The sequence below is a fragment of the Mangrovivirga cuniculi genome, assembly GCF_005166025.1.
Lineage (GTDB): Bacteria > Bacteroidota > Bacteroidia > Cytophagales > Cyclobacteriaceae > Mangrovivirga > Mangrovivirga cuniculi.
The window spans coordinates 2,525,974-2,546,417 of record NZ_CP028923.1 but is presented as its reverse complement, the minus strand read 5'-3'; the positions used below and the strand labels follow the sequence as shown (position 1 = coordinate 2,546,417).

Sequence of the window (20,444 nt, the reverse complement as noted above, 5' to 3'; positions counted from 1 at the left end):
CCCCTAACAAATGTTAATTATTTTCTAAATTCTCATTTTTCTTACGTGAGCAATAAGTAGAAATACGTAATTTTTTTATAATACAGGTGGCTTATCAAAAAAAGCACTTCATATATTAATAATACTTATTCTTCGCAGAATTAAAATCTACCCCCATAAAATCAGATCTATTTCTTACCAGGTCCATTTTGTCATGTATTGTCACACCAGAAGTATTGGGTTAAATTATTAATACATTTTTCAAACTAAATATTCAATATATGCTTCGATCTATACAATTTTTTACAATACTTTTCTTAAGCTTTAATTTCGTCTTTTCTCAGGATTCTAAAACCAATTCATTTGGATATTGGCACGACCCTGATTCATGGGATAATGGCGATGTTCCTGGATACATAGAAAATGAAATAACCTTCCTGGAAGACGACAGTGTTAACATTAGAGGCAAAATTACTTTAAATACAGATTTAGACATTACTAATACCTCTATGTACATTCATAAAAATGATACATTAGTAATTCAGGGAAGTGTTAATTTCCTTGATAGTTATATGTTAAATGAAGGAGTTATTATAATAAACGGTAATGGCCTTGCAGCAAACTCAAAATTAAGTAATAAAGGAAAAATTGTTATTACCGGTAACTTCGATGGAATTGATAATACTCTTGAAGGAGCAACTGGAATATCTTATGTATATGGCTATAGCAATAGTAATGTAGGTAATCAAGGCTCAGCAACAGAATGTGAAATGAATGATCCTCATCTATACCATTGGGTCAGGGCCCAAATGCAACTTCTACCTGTTGAATTATTATCGTTTGACGGTTTATTTGTCAGTGATATTTATGAGAATTACATAGAATTGAATTGGACCACCATTGATGAAAAAAACCATGATGGATTTATGATCCAAAGATCCACAAATGCAGAAACCTGGATCGATATTGAATGGGTATCAGAGAAAGAAAGAATTGAAAACGGTGTAAACCATTATGTATATCAGGATAAACAATTTAATAGCCAAGCCGATAGATATTACTATAGATTAAAGCAAGTAGATCTGGATGGTCGTTTTGAAATCCATGATATTATTGCTGTGTATATCAATATAGTAAATACTGAGAGCCTTGCATATCCGGTACCATTTAATGATATGCTAACGCTTGAGGTACCTCCTAAAAGCTCAATTTCGATTTATGATCAAAGTATGAAAAAACTAAAGACCCGGAAAAATAAAACTCAACGGGTAAAAAATGTATTATTGAATACGAAATCCTGGAGAAATGGTGTTTATGTTGTTCAAATAAAAAATAAAAATTCTACTGAATCGGTAAAAATCTTTAAATCGGGAAGATCATTTTGATTATCAATACGATAAAACAGATTGGTAAAAATGATTTATGCTTTATGTTATGTGAATGTTAATTAAATTTTATAATTTCGAAATAGGTTTGAAATTATCATGGCAAGTAAAAAGCAACGAAATCAATTTTATTTATCTCTCTTTCTATCTGCTTTAGCAGGAGCTGCTATTTTACTTATCCCGGGAATTACTTATTACGAAATTACAGGAAACCCTAATTTCATTTTTTTCTTTTGTAGCCTGGGCGCTGTCGTTTTTCTTTTTATTAACCTGATTAATAAAGGGACTACTCCGGTTAAAAAATCCAAGAAGAAAGTATCCAACTCAATATCAAGAATTAAAAAAAAGCCTGCTGAAGAATCAGCAGGCCTTTAATCTTTAACCTTAATATTTTATTCCACAATCAGATTGAAAGTAAGATCTACATCTGACTCACCGGTTTCTACTGTTGAAATAGCTGTCTTTAAATCTGGCTGATGTTTAAGAACTAATCTGAAATCACCAGTTGTCGCAGTTCCTGTTGTCCATGTAGTAGATAATCCTATTGGAAGACTATTACTATCGTAATCCAGATAATTAACATCATCGTCTCTCACGTCAATGTTTCCATTGCCTGTAGGATCTGAAAATAATCCTTCTGTCCATCCGTAAAAAATCATGTGCTCCGCACCCTCAGCAGAAACTTCTTCTGTAATGCTTTCATTTGTTGCGGTATTGAAAAAACCAACACCAAGTGTGTAATTAGTTGAAGCTGCTAAAGTAATGTCAGGAGTTTCAAAAGGAGCTGAACCTTCACCATCCGGGTCTGAAGCAACAACCGTTACAACATCTCCTCCACCATCAGGAGTAAATGTCAGGGTTACCTGATCAATAACTTCTTCTTCATTTTCCGGAGCCGGTGGTTCGTCCTCTGAACATGATTGAAATGCTAAAGTCACTAAAAGTGCAAGTGCTAGAATCTTGAATTTTTCCATTGATTATAATTATTAATTGTTGTTAATGCAACATTATAACATTTGCAACAAAGTTGCAAATGGTTGCCTGTTTATTTTTAAAATTTGTAATTAACTGATGCCTTGAAATTTATCCCCGGCTGGTCAGCATAATACCTGATTCGATCTGTATAGATCCTGTAACCGGCATTCAATATGTTTTCAACGGAAAAACGGAAAAAGAATTGCGATTTTATGGTTGCTAAAACGTCAAAATTCAATAGCGTGTAAGCTTTTGGAGAATCTTTAAAATCAAAGATGGTAAAATCACCATTAAATATGTCTGAGTTATTATTTTCAGCATCTATAAACTCTTGGGGAGTAATCGTTCGGGGTGCATTGTTTTGCCTGAAAACATGTTCTAGGCCCACAGAAGGTGTAATTTTATTGAAGATCCAAACATCTTCTATCTCTCTATTATAAGAAAAGTTCAATTTAAAAGGCGGAATATCAATAAAAGAACTACCATCATCTAAGTTTCGTCCATAAGTATAATCCATTCGTATGGTAGCATTCCCGGTATTACCAAAATCGACATTAGCTCTACCGTTAATGCCCGGAATAATAGCATCTGTTCGGGAATAAATATAAATAGGAAAAGCTCCCCGCACTGTTTCGGTTATGCCTGCCGGTTTTTCATAAATATAATCTGTAATGTAATTAGCAAATAAATTCAGATCGATTTTCCAGTTTTTTATTGCGTATTTTAGAGAGGTATTGAATGTATAAGCCTTTTCAGCTCCGATATTTTTATCTGATGGATCAAGCACCCTATCTGTAACAGGAAAGAAATTTTCATCAAGCGTGTATCTCAATAATCCATAGGTAATAACTGAAGTTTGATGCTTTCCAAAAGAATAAAGCTCTGCCACGTTTGGAGGTCTCCAGGCAGTTCCGGCATTGAATTTAACACTAAAGTCTTTGATATCTTTTTGATATCCGACATTTAACGAAAAATTATTCAGCTCAATTTCTCCGGAGAAAATATTCTGATTTACATCCCTACCTAAAACTGAAAGAAATGAATAATCGTATCTGAGTCCAAATTCAAACATTGAATTATTCTCAAAAGATTTAGATTCCGTTAGATAAACTCCAAAGGAAGTATTCTGATAATTAGGTACAAAAGGGGTTGTATTCGTACCTTCTATATTATTATTATCCTGATAGATCCATTGCATTCCGACATTCCCTTCGAGCCCAATAAACTTTTCATGAAGTAAATTCACTTCCAGCTGGTGAGTATTTAATTCCAGATCAATAGAAGGAATGTTATTATTAGTTCCTCTACGAATATCAAACTCTTTTCTTTTATTTAACTGGTATGAATAAAATCCGGTAATCAGGTTATCAGAAAAATTTTGCGATGCCTGTATTTTGGTCAAAAAATGATTTCCTTCCTGTCGGGGAGTATTGATATTATAACTAAAATCAGTTGTTCCTTCCGGAGGTTCGATGGTCATTGCATTTTGCAGATCTTCGAGATTTCCTACCACAGATCCTCTTAAAATACCTGATGTTTGATTAACATATGATATAATACCATTGGCATTGAATCTTTCTTTATGATACCTGACCATCGCTTTCCCTCCAATTTCTTCCATTCCAGAATTGGTAAGGTTATAATCAGGCGCTTTTAAATCTCCTCTTCGATAATAATTACCTGATATATTTGCTGCAAACCGGTGTCCTCCGGAAGATAATTCAAATTCACCACCATAACCTTTGCCATTGGTTTCTCCTTTCAGGGTAACTTCTCCTTTTAATTTTTCATGAAGCTCTGGCTGATCGCTCTCGATTAAGATTACTCCGCCCATCGCCTGGGAACCATATCTTACCGAGGAAGCTCCTTTAACAACGGTTATATTATCCACAGCACTAAGATCTATTTCAGGAGCATGGTCTTTACCCCAATTTTGAAATGCATGTCTCACTCCATCATTTAATATCAGGATTCTATTTCCGTGTAATCCATGGATCATCGGTTTGGTGATATTGCTTCCTGTTGAAATCATCGAAACTCCCGGAAGCGAACTTGATAATTTACCCAGCGTAGTTCCGACTGTTTGATCAATTACCGATTTCTCTACAAATTCTACGGTTTGTGTTTGATAAGCTCCTACAGTTTTTTGTCCTTCAACAGTAACTCCTTCAAGATATTCTGACTCAACAGCTAAATAGATGTCCGGTGTTTCGTGATAAGCATCATGGTGGTGAATTAACGTTTTATAACCGACATGAGAAATAATCAGATCGAATTCTTCTTCACATAGGTTATTAATTAAAAACTCTCCTTTTTCATTGGCTACAGTACCTTTTTGAGTTTCTTTAATTGTTACTGTAGCATAGGGTAGGGGTTCTCCCGAATTCAGATCATAGACCGTTCCCTCTACAAAAAATCACATTTTTGGTCCTGTCCTGAAATAGGAGTGAAACAAGAAAATATTAAGATAAGAAAAACTAAGGATCTCAATTTTTTAAGCATTGCACTTTTCGCACTTACCTTTGACAATCATATTAATTTCGCTCATTGAATAACCTGAAGGAAGTTCAGGAATGGGAATTTCAAAACCCGGAAGACATTCAAGTTTACCACAATTGATACATTGAAAATGAATATGACTATCTTCTTTATAGACCGTTTTTTCATCAAAACTAAATGCATAAAGCGCGTTACCGGAATCTCCCGGTATTTTATGTATAATGCTCTTATCGATAAATGATTGCAAAGTCCGATATAGCGTTACCCTGTCAAAATCCGGCAGTCTGTCTTCGAGATCCCTGTTTGATAGTGCTTCTTCCTTTTTAGAAAAAACCTCTAAAACTTCATATCTGACAGGAGTAGCCCGAAGATCATTTTTATGCAATAAAGATTTGATATCATCTCTGTTCATAAGTAGAATCAATTATTTCTAACCCAAAGATAATATAGAAAGGCACTTTATTGCAACATTGTTACAACAATTGCAAGATTGCATTTAAGAAAAAATGTTACCCGGTATATTCTGAAAAGAAATCGTTAAAAATATTTTCCATCCCTATCCAGGACTTTTTATCAATGGAGTAGATCATAGATGTTCCCTTGACTTTTGCATTGATTATCCCGGCTTTCTTTAATTCACTTAAATGCTGGGAAACAGTAGCCTGAGCCAACTTAAGTTCACTAACTAATTCACCATTTATACACTGTTTAACCTTTAGCAAATGCTTTAAGATTGCTATTCTGGCCGGATGGCCCAGTGCTTTGGATAAATCGGCAATTTTTAACTCCGATTTTGTGTAACTATCTAATTTACTTACCCCCATAATATAAGAGATGCTTGGTATTTAATTGGTTTTGAAAGATTGATTAAACTTAAAATTTTAAACACTACTAACAAGCTTAATTAAAAACTTAGTCCTTTTCCCAATCAGGACCAATGACTGTCAATAGTGACCATACAGCTATATTGCAATATTACCAAATTCACCTGATAACTCCTTAAATAGTTCAATAGTATTACTAAAAATACTTATTCTTTTACATGAACGGTTTAGAATAAATATAAAAAAGAGAGGCTTCCTTTACGGAGCCTCCCAAAATCGATTTGATCAATTTAGGATTATAGTGTACTTGGGCATACATAATCAGTCTTATCTACGTCTTGTTTAGCTATTTCATCAAAACCTCCATCTACGTCAGTGAAATTATCGTATCCTCTTGACTTTAAAATCGAACTTGCAATCATTGATCGATAACCTCCTTTACAGTGTACAAAGAAATGCTTGTCTTTTGGAAATTCAGCCATATGATCATTAATGTAGTCGAGTTCGATGTTCAATGCATCAATTACATGCTCAGACTGATATTCAGATGATCTTCTAACATCAACAACAATCTCATCTTTGTCGTTTTTAATTCTATCTGCAAAATCTGATGCAGTGATTGATTCTACCTTATCGATTTCATTCCCTGAATTTAACCAGGTATTAAAACCACCTTTTAAATGTCCGAGTGCTTTGTCATAACCCACTCGTGCCAATCTGGTTACAGTTTCTTCTTCGCGACCTTCTTCAGCAACGATCAATAGCTCCTGATCAATCGGAATAAGTGCACCTACCCATGGAGCAAACTGTCCGTCTAAACCAATATTAATACTATTTGGAATAAAGCCTTTCGCAAATTCCTGAGGATCACGGGTATCAAGTATTATTGCTCCACTCGCATTTGCTACAGCTTCAAATTCTTCAGCATTTAATTCCTTCATACCATGATTGACTACCTCATCAATATTATCATATCCTTCCTTATTCATCTTCACATTCATTGGGAAGTAGGCAGGAGGCGTTTTCAATCCTTCTGTCACCTCTTTGATGAATTCTTCTTTTGTCATATCTTTTCTTAGAGCATAATTAGACTCTAATTGCTCGCCAATTGTACTTACGGTTTCCTTACTCATGTTTTTACCACATGCTGATCCGGCACCGTGACCAGGATAAACAATAACGTCTTCAGGAAGTGTCATAATCTTATTCCTTAGACTGTCGTACAGGTACCCTGCCAGATCCTCCATTGTTAATTCACCTGCTTTTTGCGCAAGATCAGGACGGCCCACATCACCGATGAATAATGTATCTCCTGTAAATACAGATTGAGGCTTATTATCATCAATCAATAAGAAACATGATGATTCCATTGTATGACCAGGAGTATGAAGAACTTTGATTTCCAGATCTCCAACCTTAAATACCTGTCCGTCTTCAGCAATTACAGCATCAAATGTAGGTTTTGCGTTAGGCCCAAATACTATAGGCGCACCTGTTTTCTTAGCCAGGTCAATGTGCCCGGAAACGAAATCAGCATGGAAGTGTGTTTCAAAAATATACTTAATTTTTGCCCCTCTTGATTCAGCTTTAGCGATATAGCTATCCACGTCTCTAAGTGGATCGATCACTGCAGCTTCACCATTTGATTCGATATAATATGCTCCCTGAGCCAGACACCCCGTGTAAATTTGTTCGATTAATTGATTGTTATTTTCCATGATTTTAATTTTTATTCTTAATTATATGACATTATTCCACCTTGTAAATTATAAAGCTTTTCAAAGCCATGCTTAGCCAGCATATCGCAGGCGTTAGCACTTCTTGCTCCACTTCTGCAATAGATTAAGTATGTTTTGTCTTTGTCGAGGTCAGCGATTTTCTCGGAAAACTCACCACTTAACAAGTCATAATTGATTGCATTTGGAATAGCTCCATTATCAAACTCTCTTTTAGTTCTGACATCAATCAAAACTGTATTTTCTTTATCCATGAGCTCCCTAAACTTAGGTGCCGGAATATCTTTGTATTTTGTATTAGTGTTAAACAGATTAAACATTTTTCAATAATTATTTTTTACAAAAGTAAATCTGCTAACTCCTTATTTCTGTGCTAATTGTCACTTTAGCATATAATAAAAAAAACCCCTTTCGGGGCTCCTTTAAACTATTAAGTCTTCAATATTGTCTCTTATAAATATTTTATTCCTCGTCAGTTCTATCCATTTTTTCTTTTCCAGGGTTTTAAGCAACCTGGAAACAACTTCGCGGGAAGTGCCGAGTTCATTGGCTATTGCCTGGTGAGTGGTGGCTATTTCATTAGAATGGAGTTGCTTTCTTTTTACCAGGAGATAATTTAATAATCTCTCGTCCATTCGCTTAAAAGCAATATCATCAATAACTTTTAATACTTCTTCAAACCGAGACTGATATGTCCCTGCGATGTACTCTTTCCATTGACGGTATTTATCTCCTAATTCCTCATGTAAACTGGAAGAGACAGTGAGCATTTTCACATCTGTTTCAGCCACTGCCTTAATCTCACTACTGCGCTGTGCTCTGCAACATGTCAAACTCACTGCACAGGTTTCCTTTGGTTCCAGATAATAAAGAAACAATTCATGTCCCTGGTCGTCGGTTCGCATTACTTTAATAGCTCCGTCAAGGATTATAGGGATCATTTTAATATACTGGCCCGGTTCGATCAAAATATCTCCGGCTTTCAGCTCAACATAATTCGCATTGTTTGAAAGTTCCTCAATTAGATCATTATCATTAAACTGAGGTAAATATTGTCTTATTAATCTATCTTCTACCATACCCAAAATTACTTTTTAGGTGAGTGCTGCTTTGTGATTTTTATCACAAAAATATTTGATTATTGTTATCTGAGATTGATATCTTAAACGTGGTAATTTTCGATAATAAAATCTGTGAATCTTTAATGAACTTCAGGTTTATATCAATTATATCTGAAATTTCGACGGAATCTTCATTATTCAACATTATAATGCCATCATTCGAGGAAAATTCGAATCCTCCCGAAACCACGTGAATGTAAATTTTACTCTTAATATTCCTGGATTTGTATTCAAAATTTTCTCCCTTATCCAACCTGCCATATTTAAGAGACACAAAATTTTCATTCTTTTCGTCTTTCGCCTCATATATTCTTTTTAATTCTCCCGGATTCAAATTTTCAGCTTCAAAAGAGACATTGGCTGTATCCTTATCGGTACTCATAGAGTTAAACCAAAACTGATAACCAAAATATGGCGTGGTATCTTCGAGATTCATACTATCAATAGGCTTATCAGGGTATAACTTATGAATAACTGAATTGACCGAATTGACATTGGCTTCCCAATAAGAATTTCGCAAGGATTTATTTCCGGAAAAACTACATTGAACAATCGTAAATTCGTGGCTGTGTTTAGTTTGATATTTTGCCCCGGGCCATAAGAGTTCCTTATAGACCATTGCTAAAGAACCCTGATTCTTAAAAGATGGTAAATAATCGTGCCAGGCAGTAAAAGAATCATGCCTGATCTTATTTCTTAATCTATTTTCAATTACCCTGATCTCCATTCACATCGATTTTGCGATCAAAGATCATAATTTTAAAATAAATCACAATTTTATTAATTGAACTTAACAAATTTTTAATTCTCAATTGACTTTAGCTAAATAATATCATTAAGCTTAAGGAATGACTCTGGATAAGTATAATTATTTTCTCATTAACCAAACTAATATACTGAAAAAGAAAGGGATTAACTCCCTTTCTTATTTTTTATATGTAGCACTTATGCTTTTAATTATTATATAAGTTATTATAATAATTATAAATATCGATCATTAGCAATGTTAACAAATGGTTAAGAAAGCCTGTGCTTAAAATCTTCATATCCAAACTCCCTAACAATTTCTAATTCGTCATTTTCGTGCCAAATTCCAATTGAAGGGTGAGTAATACCATTAAAGGTTGTTGTTTTCACCATCGTATAATGAATCATATCTTCAAATATGATTCGATCGCCAATTTGCAATTCCTTCTCAAAGCTATATTCACTCATGTAATCACCAGCAAGGCAACTTATTCCACCTAACTTATAAGTGGGTTTTCCTTTTACCGGATCACCTGCTCCAATGATTCTCGGGCGATATGGCATTTCTAATGTATCAGGCATATGAGCGGTAAATGATACATCCAGTATAGCAGTTTTCACTCCTTTTCTTTCAACAATATCCAGAACTCTTGAAACAAGTACTCCTGTATCCCAGGCAACCGCACTACCGGGCTCAAGGATAACCTCTAAATGAGGATATTTAGCTTTAAACTTTTGGATCGTTTCAATCAAAAGCGCTACATCATATCCCTTTCGAGTCATTAGATGTCCACCCCCAAAGTTTACCCACTTCAAATCGGGAAGAAACCTTCCATATAATTTCTCAAAAGACTCAAGAACCTTTACCAGGCTTTCAGCTGAAGATTCACACAAAACATGAAAATGAAGACCTTCAATATAATCCGGAAGACCATAGGTCAATTCTTCATCAGACACTCCCAATCGAGATCCGGGTGCACTCGGATTATATAACATGGTTTCTACATCTGACCATCCGGGGTTTACTCTTAAACCAATAGAGACCTTGTCCGGGGAATCAAGAACTTTATCTTTGAACGTTTCTGCCTGAAAGAGGGAATTAAATGTTATGTGGCTTGAATAACTTAATATTTCATCAAATTCTTCCGGTAAATATGCTGGTGAATAGGTATGGGCTTTAGTTTTCATTTCCTCAAAGCAGAGCTTAACCTCACTTAATGAACTTGCTGTAGCTCCTCGAAGATATTGTCTTACGAGTGGAAAAGCACTCCACATTGCAAATCCTTTAAATGCCAGGATTATATTTGCACCGGACTCGTTTTGAACTCGTGACATTAATTCAAGATTAGACCTTAGTCTGGATTCTTCCAAAACAAAACAAGGCGACGGAATATTGTTATAATTTATGGACATCAATATTTGGTTATAACGAAAGAAAGAGGCTGAATTAGCCTCTTTCATATATTTCATCAGTTAATTCTATAATTCAATTTCAGCATTTACTTTTTCATGCCAGGGCAAACCGAATTTTTCAAGATCATTTAAAAATGGATCCGGATCGAATTCTTCCACATTGAAAACTCCTTCACCATTCCACTTTCCTTCGATCATCATTTTTGCCCCGATCATAGCAGGAACTCCTGTAGTATAAGAAACCCCCTGAGCACCTGTTTCTTTGTAAGCTTCTTCATGCTTACAATTGTTCCAGATATAATATGTCTGTTCCTTACCATCTTTAATACCTCTTATACGGCATCCAATGGAGGTTTCTCCTGAATAGTTTTCACCAAGTTCACCCGGATCTGGTAAAACAGCCTTTAAAAATTCTAAAGGAACTATATCTACACCTTTAAACTTAACAGGATCGATCCTGGCCATTCCTATATTTTGAATCACTCGAAGGTGAGTAAGGTATTCTTCTCCAAATGTCATCCAGAATCTAGCTCGCTTGATAGAAGGGAAGTTTTTAACCAGTGACTCTAACTCTTCATGATAGATTAGGTATGATCGCTTTGGACCTATATTCGGATAGTTCAGATCCTTATGAATTTCATGAGGTTCAGTTTCGATCCATTTACCATCCTCATAGTATTTACCTTTTTGAGTGATCTCACGAATATTTATTTCAGGATTGAAGTTGGTTGCGAAAGCTTTACCATGGTCACCGGCATTACAATCGACTATATCAAGATACTGGATCTCATCAAAGTGATGTTTTGCTGCTCGAGCAGTAAAAATACTAGTCACTCCGGGATCAAATCCACATCCCAGTACAGCCATCAATCCTTTTTCCTTAAATCTATCCTGATATGCCCATTGCCATTTATATTCGAACTTAGCTTCGTCTTTAGGCTCGTAGTTTGCAGTATCAAGGTAATGAACGCCCGTTTCAAGACATGCATCCATAATAGCAAGATCCTGGTAAGGAAGGGCTACATTGATCACCATAAAAGGTTTAAATTCATTGATCAATGCGACAGTTTCGCTAACATTATCAGCATCGAGTTGAGCTGTTTTTACCCGGCCCTGACCAACTTCTTCTGCAATAACATCACATTTTGATTTTGTTCTGCTGGCGAGTAATATTTCAGAAAATACATCAGGAAGAGATGCACATTTCTGTACAACAACTCTTCCAACTCCGCCGGCACCAATAATAAGTACTTTAGCCATTTAATAAAGTGATTATTTAGATTTTCGCTTCAATATTAATAAATTAAAATTGCCTGTAAAACTTATAATTTTAAAATGAGTATAAAAAATCTGATAGAAAATTTTGATCCGAATGGGGTTGGTTTAAAAAACGGTCATTTTATAGGATTACCATTTGATGAGGAAAACTCAAATATAATATTACTTTCTGTCCCCTGGGATGTAACTGTCTCATATTCAGCCGGCACATCAACCGGACCGAGTAACATTCTGGAAGCTTCGACCCAACTGGACCTCTTTGATCCTTATGTTAAAGACGCCTGGAAAAAGGGAATCTATATGGTGCCGTCTAATGAGCATTGGCTTCATCAGAGTGAACACCTGAGAGATGCAGCCAAAAGCTACATTGATTTTCTTGAAGCCGGAGGTAAAATTGAAGAAAACCCTATTCAGGCTGATGTTTTATCTATGATCAACGATGCTAGTGATTCATTAAGAAAATGGGTCTATGAACAAACAAAAAAATTTTTAGGTGAAAATAAGATCGTAGGAGTTGTAGGTGGGGAGCATTCTGTTCCACTTGGTTACCTTGAAGCATTATCTGAAAAACATTCTGATTTTGGAATACTACAAATAGATGCCCATATGGATTTCAGAAAAGCATATGAAGGATTTAATCTTTCTCATGCTTCAATATTTTACAATGTAATGAAGTATATCCCATCTGTTTCCAAAATAACACAAGTAGGTATTCGGGATTATTGCGATGAAGAAGTAGAATTTGCTAATTCTCTGGGTGAAAGATGTCAAACATATTTTGACCATGAAATAAAAGACCAGATGATGAATGGCAAAAATTTTGCTGAAATCTGCAAGGAGATTGTTTCCGGTCTACCTGAAAAGATTTATATCAGCTTTGACATTGATGGCTTGAATCCCGATCTATGCCCAAATACCGGCACCCCGGTTCCTGGTGGATTAAAATTTGAAGAAGCTAATTATCTTCTGGTAGAAATAATTAGACAAAATAAACAAATAATTGGTTTCGATCTTTCTGAAGCAGCCGGTGAAGGCAACGAATGGGATGGCAACGTTGCAGCAAGGCTGTTATACAGGTTATCGAATCTTACAGCAGAATCAAACGGAATATAAATTTTTAGAATGGGTAACCGATTGAAAAGTTCAATATCAGGTTATTACTTCTCCAATCACTATCAAATGGATTTATATCACTAAAAACCCATTCAAATCCTGTTTCGGGTAAAGGCTTTCTTATTGGAAAACCCAGGTCGAATCGTATGACTATTACTGACACATCTATTCGTAACCCAACACCTGTTGATACAGCAAGTTCCTTATAGAAATCTTTAAATTCGAAACTAGCACCTGGTCGGTCAGGATCATCATTAAAAAGCCAAATATTTCCTGCGTCGATAAAAAATGCAGTCTCAAAATATTGATTAAGCTTTTTACGGTATTCTGCATTTATTTCAAATCGAATATCTCCCGTCTGGTCTACATAAATGAGCTGTTCGGATTCATTTAAATAGGTTCCCGGACCAACTGTTCGAGCCCTGAATCCTCTTAAACTGTTCGGCCCTCCAATAAAATATTGTCTGATATAAGGTAAACTAAGACTATTTCCATATGGAAATCCTACCCCCACTAAAACTCTCGTAGCAATATCATTCCCTGAAGGTCCAACAGAAAAATACTTTCTGTATTCCTGTGTTAGCTTCAAAAACTGTGCATAGGGAACAGCCAGAAATTCATCACCTGTTTCATCTTTATTACTATCAAATAAAGAAACCAGATTTCCCGCACTTTGAAAGTCTGCGGAATAATAAAATCTTTCTCTATCCAGTCTTTCTTCCAACTGATTATTAGAATAACCCAAATTTAAGCCTAAAATAAATTGCTGAGAAAACGTTTGCCTGACAAAGGGATTCTCTTCGAGAAAATCTTCAAAATCACTACTCTGATCAAATAAAGCAGAATAATTCACCTCGAAAGGATAGAAATAAAAATCTTCTGTTTGTGATCCTTTCCAGGTATATCCTTCGGTAATCTTCATCGTTCGTAAACCATATAATCCGGCACGCTTAAATTGATTGGCTTGAATAGAAAATTCTGTGTAAGAAATATAATCTGTGATGTTAATTTTTATAAAAGGAGGCCAGATCCTTGGTACTCTGAGCCTCGTTTCAATACCAAATTCATAGGACAAGCTATTTTGTCTTTGCTCGCGAGGACCTCCAAACTGCCGTTCGATGTTACCATTTAAGGAAACTGTTAATTGCTCTGATCCATGCAGAAAATTTCTATTCAACCATGTGAGTTTTACACCCGGGCCAACAAAATTATTACTTTTTGCATTTACACCGATCTCCGCAGAAAAAGACATTTTAGGAAGGCTATATAAGCCTATAACTGGTCTAAGTTTATTTTCATTTGTAATAGGCTGAAGTTGAATATCAACATAGTTGAATGCTCCCATACCAGTTAAGTATCGATATGTTTTCTGTCTTTCAATCTTTTCATAGGCCTTACCCGGAGTAAAGAAGATACCTTTACTAATGTGTTTAGGTTTATAGCGTGGGACTTCTTTTCTCTCAGCCAGATAAATGCCATCTTCAATACTATCTTTCTTTATATTAATAGTATCTTCTAACTCCAAAGGAAGATCCTCTCTCACTACTACCGAATCCAGGGTGTAGTAAGTTAGAGTTCTTTTTTTTCGATTAGGCTTTAAATTAAGTGATAATTTGACTCCGTTTAATGAATCGAGCTTTGTTGAATCTGCATAAAACTCAATATCTTCCTCACTAAAATAATAATATCCCCTGTTATTAACATAATCTGCTATATATCGTCTTGCCCTTTCAAGCCTCTCAAGTTGGTAATAAGTACCTGAATCAATCTTTGTTTCCTTTAGAGAACTTTCAAAGATCTTATTAAGGGTATCAGTTTGCGAAGTTATTTCACTCACCAGGGTATCAATAAAGTATGGTTTACCGGTTTCAATTAAAAACTTCACTTCGGCCTTTTTTGCCTTGCTGGTATCAATTTCAACTATGGTTTCTGCATTGAAGTATCCCAGGTGGAAAAGACGATTATTGATGACCCGAATTAATTCATCCTGTTTAAGATTAGAAAGCAGGGCAGGAGGACCACCTATCTGATTCCCGATAAAATAGAAAACGCCCTTTTCTTTATCGGGAGTGAGTCCATTGATAACGACCCCTGTACGCATCCATAAAAATTTGTTATTAGGTTTAGGCTCAATTAAAGAATGAACTGTTTGTTTAACTGTCTGACTATTATAAAGCTTGCTCTTATCAATGTAGTCTACATCTACTTCAGTAATCAACCTATCATCATCTGGTACATATTTCATCCCAGTGCATCCGGTAATACACCAAAAAATTGATATGAAAACATATAATAGTTTCTTTCTATTCATTTTCATTTTCTTCAATTACCGCTTCCTTATTTTGATTTTGGTTAGTATTTTCTCTCTCTTTTTCCCCATTATCCTCTTCTTTACTTTGCTTCTTAAAAAGCTGGTCAAAAGTATCAAAGTCCTTTACAAAAATCAGAGCTAGTCCTGTATTTTGAATCTCTCCATCGACCATATCAAACTGGTTTTCCCTGAAAGCTTTAATTTTCAAATTGCCCTGTTTGGTTAATTCGTAAGCAACAACAAATTCCGCTGCCCCGATTGTACTCGTGGTTCTTTCATTTCCCTCTTCTAATCCAACTGAACTACCTACCTGGACCTCAAGACGCTCGTTAACAAATTTCTTAGAAACACTCACATCTAATTCAGTAGTTGTATTACCAGATTGAGGATTGTTATATGAACTCATATCAAAATTAATATCCACACCCTGGACAAACTTACTACCAAAATTATTCAATTGTTGAGTCAGAATTCCGTTTATAGAATTTCTGGCTGCAGAGGATGCAAAATTACCTCCTCCTTGTGAGGGACTTTCACTTATAAATCCTCCTGTTACTAATAGAGCAAAAACTTGTTTATTTCTTTCCTGTTCATATTCTTCTGTAGACAATTGCGATAATTTCTGTTCGATAGTTGGGTAATTCCCCCTTAATTCGGGAGCCAGACCCAAAATAAATTGAATCTCAGGCTCTGCGATATTTCCATCTATCGAAATCCCCACTCTATAAGTGATTCTTTCATTCAATTCATCAAATCCTCCTCCTCCGGCAACCGTTTCTGCCCCACTAGCAAAGAGATTCGTACTCCTCGTTTTTATTGAATTGTATGCTTTAAATTGAATTTCACCCTGAAGGGGATCACCTTTCCATATAATCCTACTGCCCTCAGCAAATCTGAACTGTTTTTTAACCAGTCCATAATAATTGAGATTATACTGACCATCATTTACAGTATAAATACCATTAATCAGAATTTCCTCATCCTGGATAGTCAAATCCAGGTCTGTTTCACCCTGCACTGTTAGTCTATCTCCAGAATTGGGATCTATTACCAGACTTGTCCTGGCCTCGGGATCAATGCTTATATTTAAATTAGCAGAAAACGCACCTAATTGCCCTTTAATTGAGTCGAGAACACTTGGTTCCTCTATCTCAAATTGAACAGAATCTCTGGGCTTAGATTCATCTACAAACTTTACGATCCCTTCATCAGAAATCAGTTCAAGTGTTTCACCTGGTAATTCGTAGGTAATGTCCGTTTTTCCTAGAACCTTAATATCACCATCGATCTGTGGTGTACTTACAAGCCCTGTAACTTCCAGATCAAATGAAGTCCAGACCTGGCCGTATATTGTTTTAAAGTCTTCCCGCTTATTGTCTAGTAATTTCACCCCATCTGCTGTCAGATCCAGATCTACAACCGGATTACCATAACCCGCCGGAAAGTCTATCTTACCTGCAATATTGAGTTTATTATTGTTTCCATCCTTTATAGTGAAGTTTTGAAAATCAACCTCATCCTGATTAAAAATCAATTTTTCGTTATCTATCAATATTTTTGTTCCGGTAAAAGGTGCAACAAGGTCTGCTTTTTGTATATCCATGCTTCCATCTACTTCAAAACCGCTTGATTTAATTTGGCCTTTAATATCTGTTTTAGAATCAAATGAGTTTATTTTTACATAATTGGAAGGAAGCAGATCATTATATTTTGTCAAATTATGAGTTTCAAGCACTACTTCATAATCAATATCTGAATCTTCTCTATTGATATCAGCATCTAAATTAAGTGTATTTTCACCAGCGTCTGACCAATTTATATTTGTGATTATTTCAGAAGCACTAAAATCAAATTTAGTATCGAGGTCTCCGGCAGTTATTTCTGCCAATTTCATTTCGTTTAATACTATTTCACCATCTCCTGTAAACTGATTTTGTGAATTTATAGCACCGCCAACATTTCCGTTAAGATTTCCCTGTAGAAGATCAAGTGAATCTCTGTAAGTAATCAAACCGAGAAAGTTTTCGATATCAAACTCATTTAATGTGATATTTAGTCTTTCGGTAGACTTATTTGCCTCTAATCTTTGATCCCCATTACTTAAAGCAAAATCATTGATCATAAATCCCTCAGATGAAAACACCATTTCACCGTCTTTATTTTGATCGAATTCGGTATAATTTAGTATCCACTTATTATCTGATGGGGTTATACTGGTTTCTCCAGACTGACTAAAATTCATATAAGATTCAATCTTATATTTTAAACTGTCTTTTATTTCATATTGCCTGATAGACAATAAAATTCTTTCATTATTTACCAGGTCAGAGTTAATATACAAATTGCTTAATGATATCTCACCAGCGCTAAATTCCTTTAATCCAAAATCAAGTACTAATCCCTCTTCCTTATTTTTGATAAGATCCAGTTTTAAACTATCTATTTCCCAACTGGTAGTAACCACAGAAGGAATATAGGCATCTAACTCCTTTAAGGAATCATGTCTAACCTCCACATGAACATTAAAACTATCCAGACTTTCAATTGCTGGATAAAATGGATGTATGAGTGCACTTATGTTAGTCCCGGAAATTCTTGTACTTAAATTATTATCTTCAAATATACTGTCAGATAATGCTCTTGTACTCAGAAAATATTGATTCCAGTAATCGAACCCTTTATCACTTTCAGAGTTGATAGCTAAAAAGTCACTTTTTAAAACAATATTATGTGAGGTATCCGAAATAACTCCATTTGAGGTCCAATCTCCGTAATCATAAATTACTAAGGAATCTTTCTGGCTGACTCTGAAATTATCAAATCCAATATCCCATTTTAAATAAGGATCTGATGAAAAGTCACCATTAAAATTACCGTAAAGAATCAGCGGTAGTTTTTCAGCAAATGCTCCAACATATAACTGTATAAATTGTAATGAATCTATATGGATATCAGAAAACTCACTATTAGTTTTTCCTCTTCCATAAATAGAACCGCAATCACTAAAATCGGCAGAAAAATGCCAATTCAGATCTTTAAAATCCTTACTTGGAAAAAGTTCGGCAAATAATGAATCAGATTGACATGTGTTGTATTTAAAATCCTTTAATTTAAAATCTCCTTTATAAATATCGTTTTCTTTTAAGGAAGTCCAGTAAACTGAAGCTCTTGCATCTTTAACATATGGGTATATCGTATCAAGCCTGGTCAAGTCTACATATAAGTCTTGCAGGATAAAGTTAGCAGAATCTTTCCTATGCTCGAAATACTCATAATATCCTTCACCTGTTAGTCCGGCATATTTTGAATCTACGGATAAATCAAGACTTAAATGCCCTGCAACGGACCTTAATCCTGCATTAACTGTCAGATCTGAAAGCAAGTTCCTGATTTGAGGACTCAAATTAAAGTAGTTTTTCGCCATCGATTCCGGCAGAAAGATTTTTAGATTAACATCAGACTCTTTTCTGGAATTTATCTCTTTATAGAAAACTCCTCCGGCTGAAACATATGCTGTTTGATATTTAACCATAAAAGTATCAATATCAAACATCAACTCCGTACCATTAGAGCCAAGGTTTCCAGATATCGGGTTTGTCATATTAATAGTAGAAGCAAGTGAATTATAAGTCGAATCTGGCAGAAAAAACTCAAAGTCTGAAGGATATAATTCCCAATCCATGCTTACATCATAATTTAAATGAATCAAATCGATTGTCTCCTGCAATAAACTTGGATAGGATAACTCACCCTTTGATTCAAAAACAGAATTACGCCATATGATAGGAGAGAGGCTCCAGTTTACTATATCCTCATCGGCTTTAACGTCAATTTTAGCTTGTTTTAATATTCCGTTTTTATTAATTGTACCTGAGATCTCGCTGCCTGAAAGTATTGCTACAGTATCGTTTATGACAACCGGGTTGTCCACTGACAGTGACCAGTCTTTAAAGTGAAAATATTCGGGATTAAACTTTAAACTATCAGTAACTTCTTCCTGCATCTGCAAAATCAAATCGGGTATTTTAATATCCAGTTTACCAATATCAATTGAAAACCCAAAGGCAAAGGGAATTTCATCGGTATCATTTTCAGTTGCAACACTGTCTTCTTCTGATGAACCTACAGTTGGCAATAATTTCAAATCTGATTTACCCATCTGTAATTCGATCGAATTTGCAGTTAGAATATTATTTGTTAATAAGACCTGGGCTTTTTCAGCATCAAATAAATCAATTTGAACCAGGTAATCCTGCCTTAAAGAGGTGTCTTCCCAGTTATAAGTTATATCCTTTAACTGAAAATCTTTAACCTTGAATGAGGGTAAAACTGAAGAAGAAGAGGTAGTATCGGAATCAGTATAGGCAAAAGCAGATCTCATTTTATAATCTAATCCATCAATTAAAAACTTTTCAACGTCAAAATGCATGCTATCCAACCGAAGATCTGTATTTCCAATATTGATTTCGTTCAGATCAAGATCAAACTGCATGCCTGTCATTTCATAGCTGCCGCTGATGTTAGACAAAATAACCCTGTCCGCACCACTAATTTCCCAGGAACTGGTACTTGTATTAGTCTGTTTCTCAGTAGTACTGTCAGTTTCTGATTGAGAAATGAAATCAATATTCGTCTTTGTACTATCAATTAGATATACATTAAAATGAAGGTCGTGTACCTCAATATTACTGGCTCTTATGTTTTTATTTAACAATGAGGATAAATTAATACTTGCTTTTAATTCAGATAATTCGAGTAGCTTTTTATTTTGTTGATCCTTAACCCTTAAGCCATTAAGATAAACACCTGGTGAAAAAGTAAGACCTATTTTATCGATGGTAACTTCAGTGTTCAACTGTTTTGAAGCAATGCTTTCTACTTTGTTAATAAGAAATTTTTGAACAGGAGGGAGCTGTATGTAAATTGAGATGGTTAAAAATAAACCAATAAGTATAGCAAAGAACTTAAGTATAAAACCTACGAACTTTCTAATGATTTTGGCCAGTTTATTTTTTATCTCAAGCATTAAGTATAATAATAACGAAATTAAAACAGTTTAATTA

15 protein-coding genes and 1 pseudogene are annotated in these 20,444 nt (G+C 35.0%); 3 read left to right on the top strand and 13 right to left on the bottom strand.

Annotated features, from left to right (window positions below):
• Nucleotides 1-260 precede the first annotated feature (260 nt).
• Both DCC35_RS11170 and DCC35_RS11165 read left to right on the top strand, forming a co-directional pair.
• Nucleotides 261-1,364, top strand: coding sequence for a T9SS type A sorting domain-containing protein (locus tag DCC35_RS11170; protein ID WP_137090872.1), 1,104 nt, complete (start codon nt 261-263; stop codon nt 1,362-1,364).
• 99 nt (nt 1,365-1,463) lie between these two features.
• Nucleotides 1,464-1,739 carry a hypothetical protein gene (locus tag DCC35_RS11165; protein ID WP_137090871.1) on the top strand — a complete coding sequence of 92 codons (276 nt, stop codon included), beginning with the start codon at nt 1,464-1,466 and terminating at the stop codon, nt 1,737-1,739.
• A 17-nt stretch (nt 1,740-1,756) separates the two neighbouring features.
• On the opposite strand, the gene DCC35_RS11160 is transcribed toward DCC35_RS11165, so the two are convergent.
• The 11 genes and pseudogenes from DCC35_RS11160 to DCC35_RS11110 form a co-directional block, all read right to left on the bottom strand.
• A complete protein-coding gene (locus DCC35_RS11160) occupies nt 1,757-2,338 on the bottom strand; it encodes a hypothetical protein (protein ID WP_137090870.1) in 582 nt (193 codons plus the stop codon).
• A 77-nt stretch (nt 2,339-2,415) separates the two neighbouring features.
• Entirely contained in the window at nt 2,416-4,173 is a 1,758-nt protein-coding gene (locus DCC35_RS11155) for a TonB-dependent receptor domain-containing protein (RefSeq protein WP_394347727.1), read from the bottom strand.
• Nucleotides 4,174-4,737: pseudogene (locus DCC35_RS22070) on the bottom strand (carboxypeptidase-like regulatory domain-containing protein); the annotation flags it as partial.
• A gap of 96 nt (nt 4,738-4,833) precedes the next feature.
• Complete coding sequence (locus DCC35_RS11145) at nt 4,834-5,250, bottom strand: Fur family transcriptional regulator (RefSeq protein ID WP_137090868.1); 417 nt, start codon at nt 5,248-5,250, stop codon at nt 4,834-4,836.
• Nucleotides 5,251-5,347: 97 nt separating this feature from the next.
• Nucleotides 5,348-5,662, bottom strand: a complete 315-nt coding sequence (locus DCC35_RS11140) for an ArsR/SmtB family transcription factor (protein WP_137090867.1) — start codon at nt 5,660-5,662, stop codon at nt 5,348-5,350.
• Between the two features lie 296 nt (nt 5,663-5,958).
• Nucleotides 5,959-7,380 carry an MBL fold metallo-hydrolase gene (locus DCC35_RS11135; protein ID WP_137090866.1) on the bottom strand — a complete coding sequence of 474 codons (1,422 nt, stop codon included), beginning with the start codon at nt 7,378-7,380 and terminating at the stop codon, nt 5,959-5,961.
• Between the two features lie 17 nt (nt 7,381-7,397).
• Nucleotides 7,398-7,718: a rhodanese-like domain-containing protein gene (locus DCC35_RS11130; protein ID WP_137090865.1), complete on the bottom strand. Its 321-nt coding sequence runs from the start codon at nt 7,716-7,718 to the stop codon at nt 7,398-7,400.
• 102 nt (nt 7,719-7,820) lie between these two features.
• Nucleotides 7,821-8,477: a Crp/Fnr family transcriptional regulator gene (locus tag DCC35_RS11125; protein WP_137090864.1), complete on the bottom strand. Its 657-nt coding sequence runs from the start codon at nt 8,475-8,477 to the stop codon at nt 7,821-7,823.
• Nucleotides 8,478-8,520: 43 nt separating this feature from the next.
• A complete protein-coding gene (locus DCC35_RS11120; RefSeq protein ID WP_137090863.1) occupies nt 8,521-9,246 on the bottom strand; it encodes a pirin family protein in 726 nt (241 codons plus the stop codon).
• Nucleotides 9,247-9,536: 290 nt separating this feature from the next.
• Nucleotides 9,537-10,679 carry a carboxynorspermidine decarboxylase gene (gene nspC, locus DCC35_RS11115; protein ID WP_137090862.1) on the bottom strand — a complete coding sequence of 381 codons (1,143 nt, stop codon included), beginning with the start codon at nt 10,677-10,679 and terminating at the stop codon, nt 9,537-9,539.
• A gap of 66 nt (nt 10,680-10,745) precedes the next feature.
• Nucleotides 10,746-11,939 (bottom strand): saccharopine dehydrogenase family protein, encoded by a 1,194-nt coding sequence (locus DCC35_RS11110; protein WP_137090861.1) that lies wholly within the window; start codon nt 11,937-11,939, stop codon nt 10,746-10,748.
• A gap of 75 nt (nt 11,940-12,014) precedes the next feature.
• Between DCC35_RS11110 and DCC35_RS11105 the strand changes: the two genes are divergently transcribed.
• Nucleotides 12,015-13,070: an agmatinase family protein gene (locus DCC35_RS11105; protein WP_137090860.1), complete on the top strand. Its 1,056-nt coding sequence runs from the start codon at nt 12,015-12,017 to the stop codon at nt 13,068-13,070.
• A gap of 4 nt (nt 13,071-13,074) precedes the next feature.
• On the opposite strand, the gene tamL is transcribed toward DCC35_RS11105, so the two are convergent.
• Nucleotides 13,075-15,381: a translocation and assembly module lipoprotein TamL gene (gene tamL / locus DCC35_RS11100; protein ID WP_175402790.1), complete on the bottom strand. Its 2,307-nt coding sequence runs from the start codon at nt 15,379-15,381 to the stop codon at nt 13,075-13,077.
• Nucleotides 15,374-20,407, bottom strand: coding sequence for a translocation/assembly module TamB domain-containing protein (locus DCC35_RS11095; protein WP_137090858.1), 5,034 nt, complete (start codon nt 20,405-20,407; stop codon nt 15,374-15,376). Before DCC35_RS11095 ends, tamL begins: the two co-directional genes overlap by 8 nt.
• Between the last annotated feature and the right edge of the window lie 37 nt (nt 20,408-20,444).

Bases quoted from the DNA above. Each gene is read 5' to 3' on its own strand.
- DCC35_RS11170 (WP_137090872.1), top strand. From the start codon at position 261: ATGCTTCGATCTATACAATTTTTTACAATACTTTTCTTAAGCTTTAAT.
- DCC35_RS11165 (WP_137090871.1), top strand. From the start codon at position 1,464: ATGGCAAGTAAAAAGCAACGAAATCAATTTTATTTATCTCTCTTTCTA.
- DCC35_RS11160 (WP_137090870.1), bottom strand. From the start codon at position 2,338: ATGGAAAAATTCAAGATTCTAGCACTTGCACTTTTAGTGACTTTAGCA.
- DCC35_RS11155 (WP_394347727.1), bottom strand. From the start codon at position 4,173: ATGGGCGGAGTAATCTTAATCGAGAGCGATCAGCCAGAGCTTCATGAA.
- DCC35_RS11145 (WP_137090868.1), bottom strand. From the start codon at position 5,250: ATGAACAGAGATGATATCAAATCTTTATTGCATAAAAATGATCTTCGG.
- DCC35_RS11140 (WP_137090867.1), bottom strand. From the start codon at position 5,662: ATGGGGGTAAGTAAATTAGATAGTTACACAAAATCGGAGTTAAAAATT.
- DCC35_RS11135 (WP_137090866.1), bottom strand. From the start codon at position 7,380: ATGGAAAATAACAATCAATTAATCGAACAAATTTACACGGGGTGTCTG.
- DCC35_RS11130 (WP_137090865.1), bottom strand. From the start codon at position 7,718: ATGTTTAATCTGTTTAACACTAATACAAAATACAAAGATATTCCGGCA.
- DCC35_RS11125 (WP_137090864.1), bottom strand. From the start codon at position 8,477: ATGGTAGAAGATAGATTAATAAGACAATATTTACCTCAGTTTAATGAT.
- DCC35_RS11120 (WP_137090863.1), bottom strand. From the start codon at position 9,246: ATGGAGATCAGGGTAATTGAAAATAGATTAAGAAATAAGATCAGGCAT.
- nspC (WP_137090862.1), bottom strand. From the start codon at position 10,679: ATGTCCATAAATTATAACAATATTCCGTCGCCTTGTTTTGTTTTGGAA.
- DCC35_RS11110 (WP_137090861.1), bottom strand. From the start codon at position 11,939: ATGGCTAAAGTACTTATTATTGGTGCCGGCGGAGTTGGAAGAGTTGTT.
- DCC35_RS11105 (WP_137090860.1), top strand. From the start codon at position 12,015: ATGAGTATAAAAAATCTGATAGAAAATTTTGATCCGAATGGGGTTGGT.
- tamL (WP_175402790.1), bottom strand. From the start codon at position 15,381: ATGAATAGAAAGAAACTATTATATGTTTTCATATCAATTTTTTGGTGT.
- DCC35_RS11095 (WP_137090858.1), bottom strand. From the start codon at position 20,407: ATGCTTGAGATAAAAAATAAACTGGCCAAAATCATTAGAAAGTTCGTA.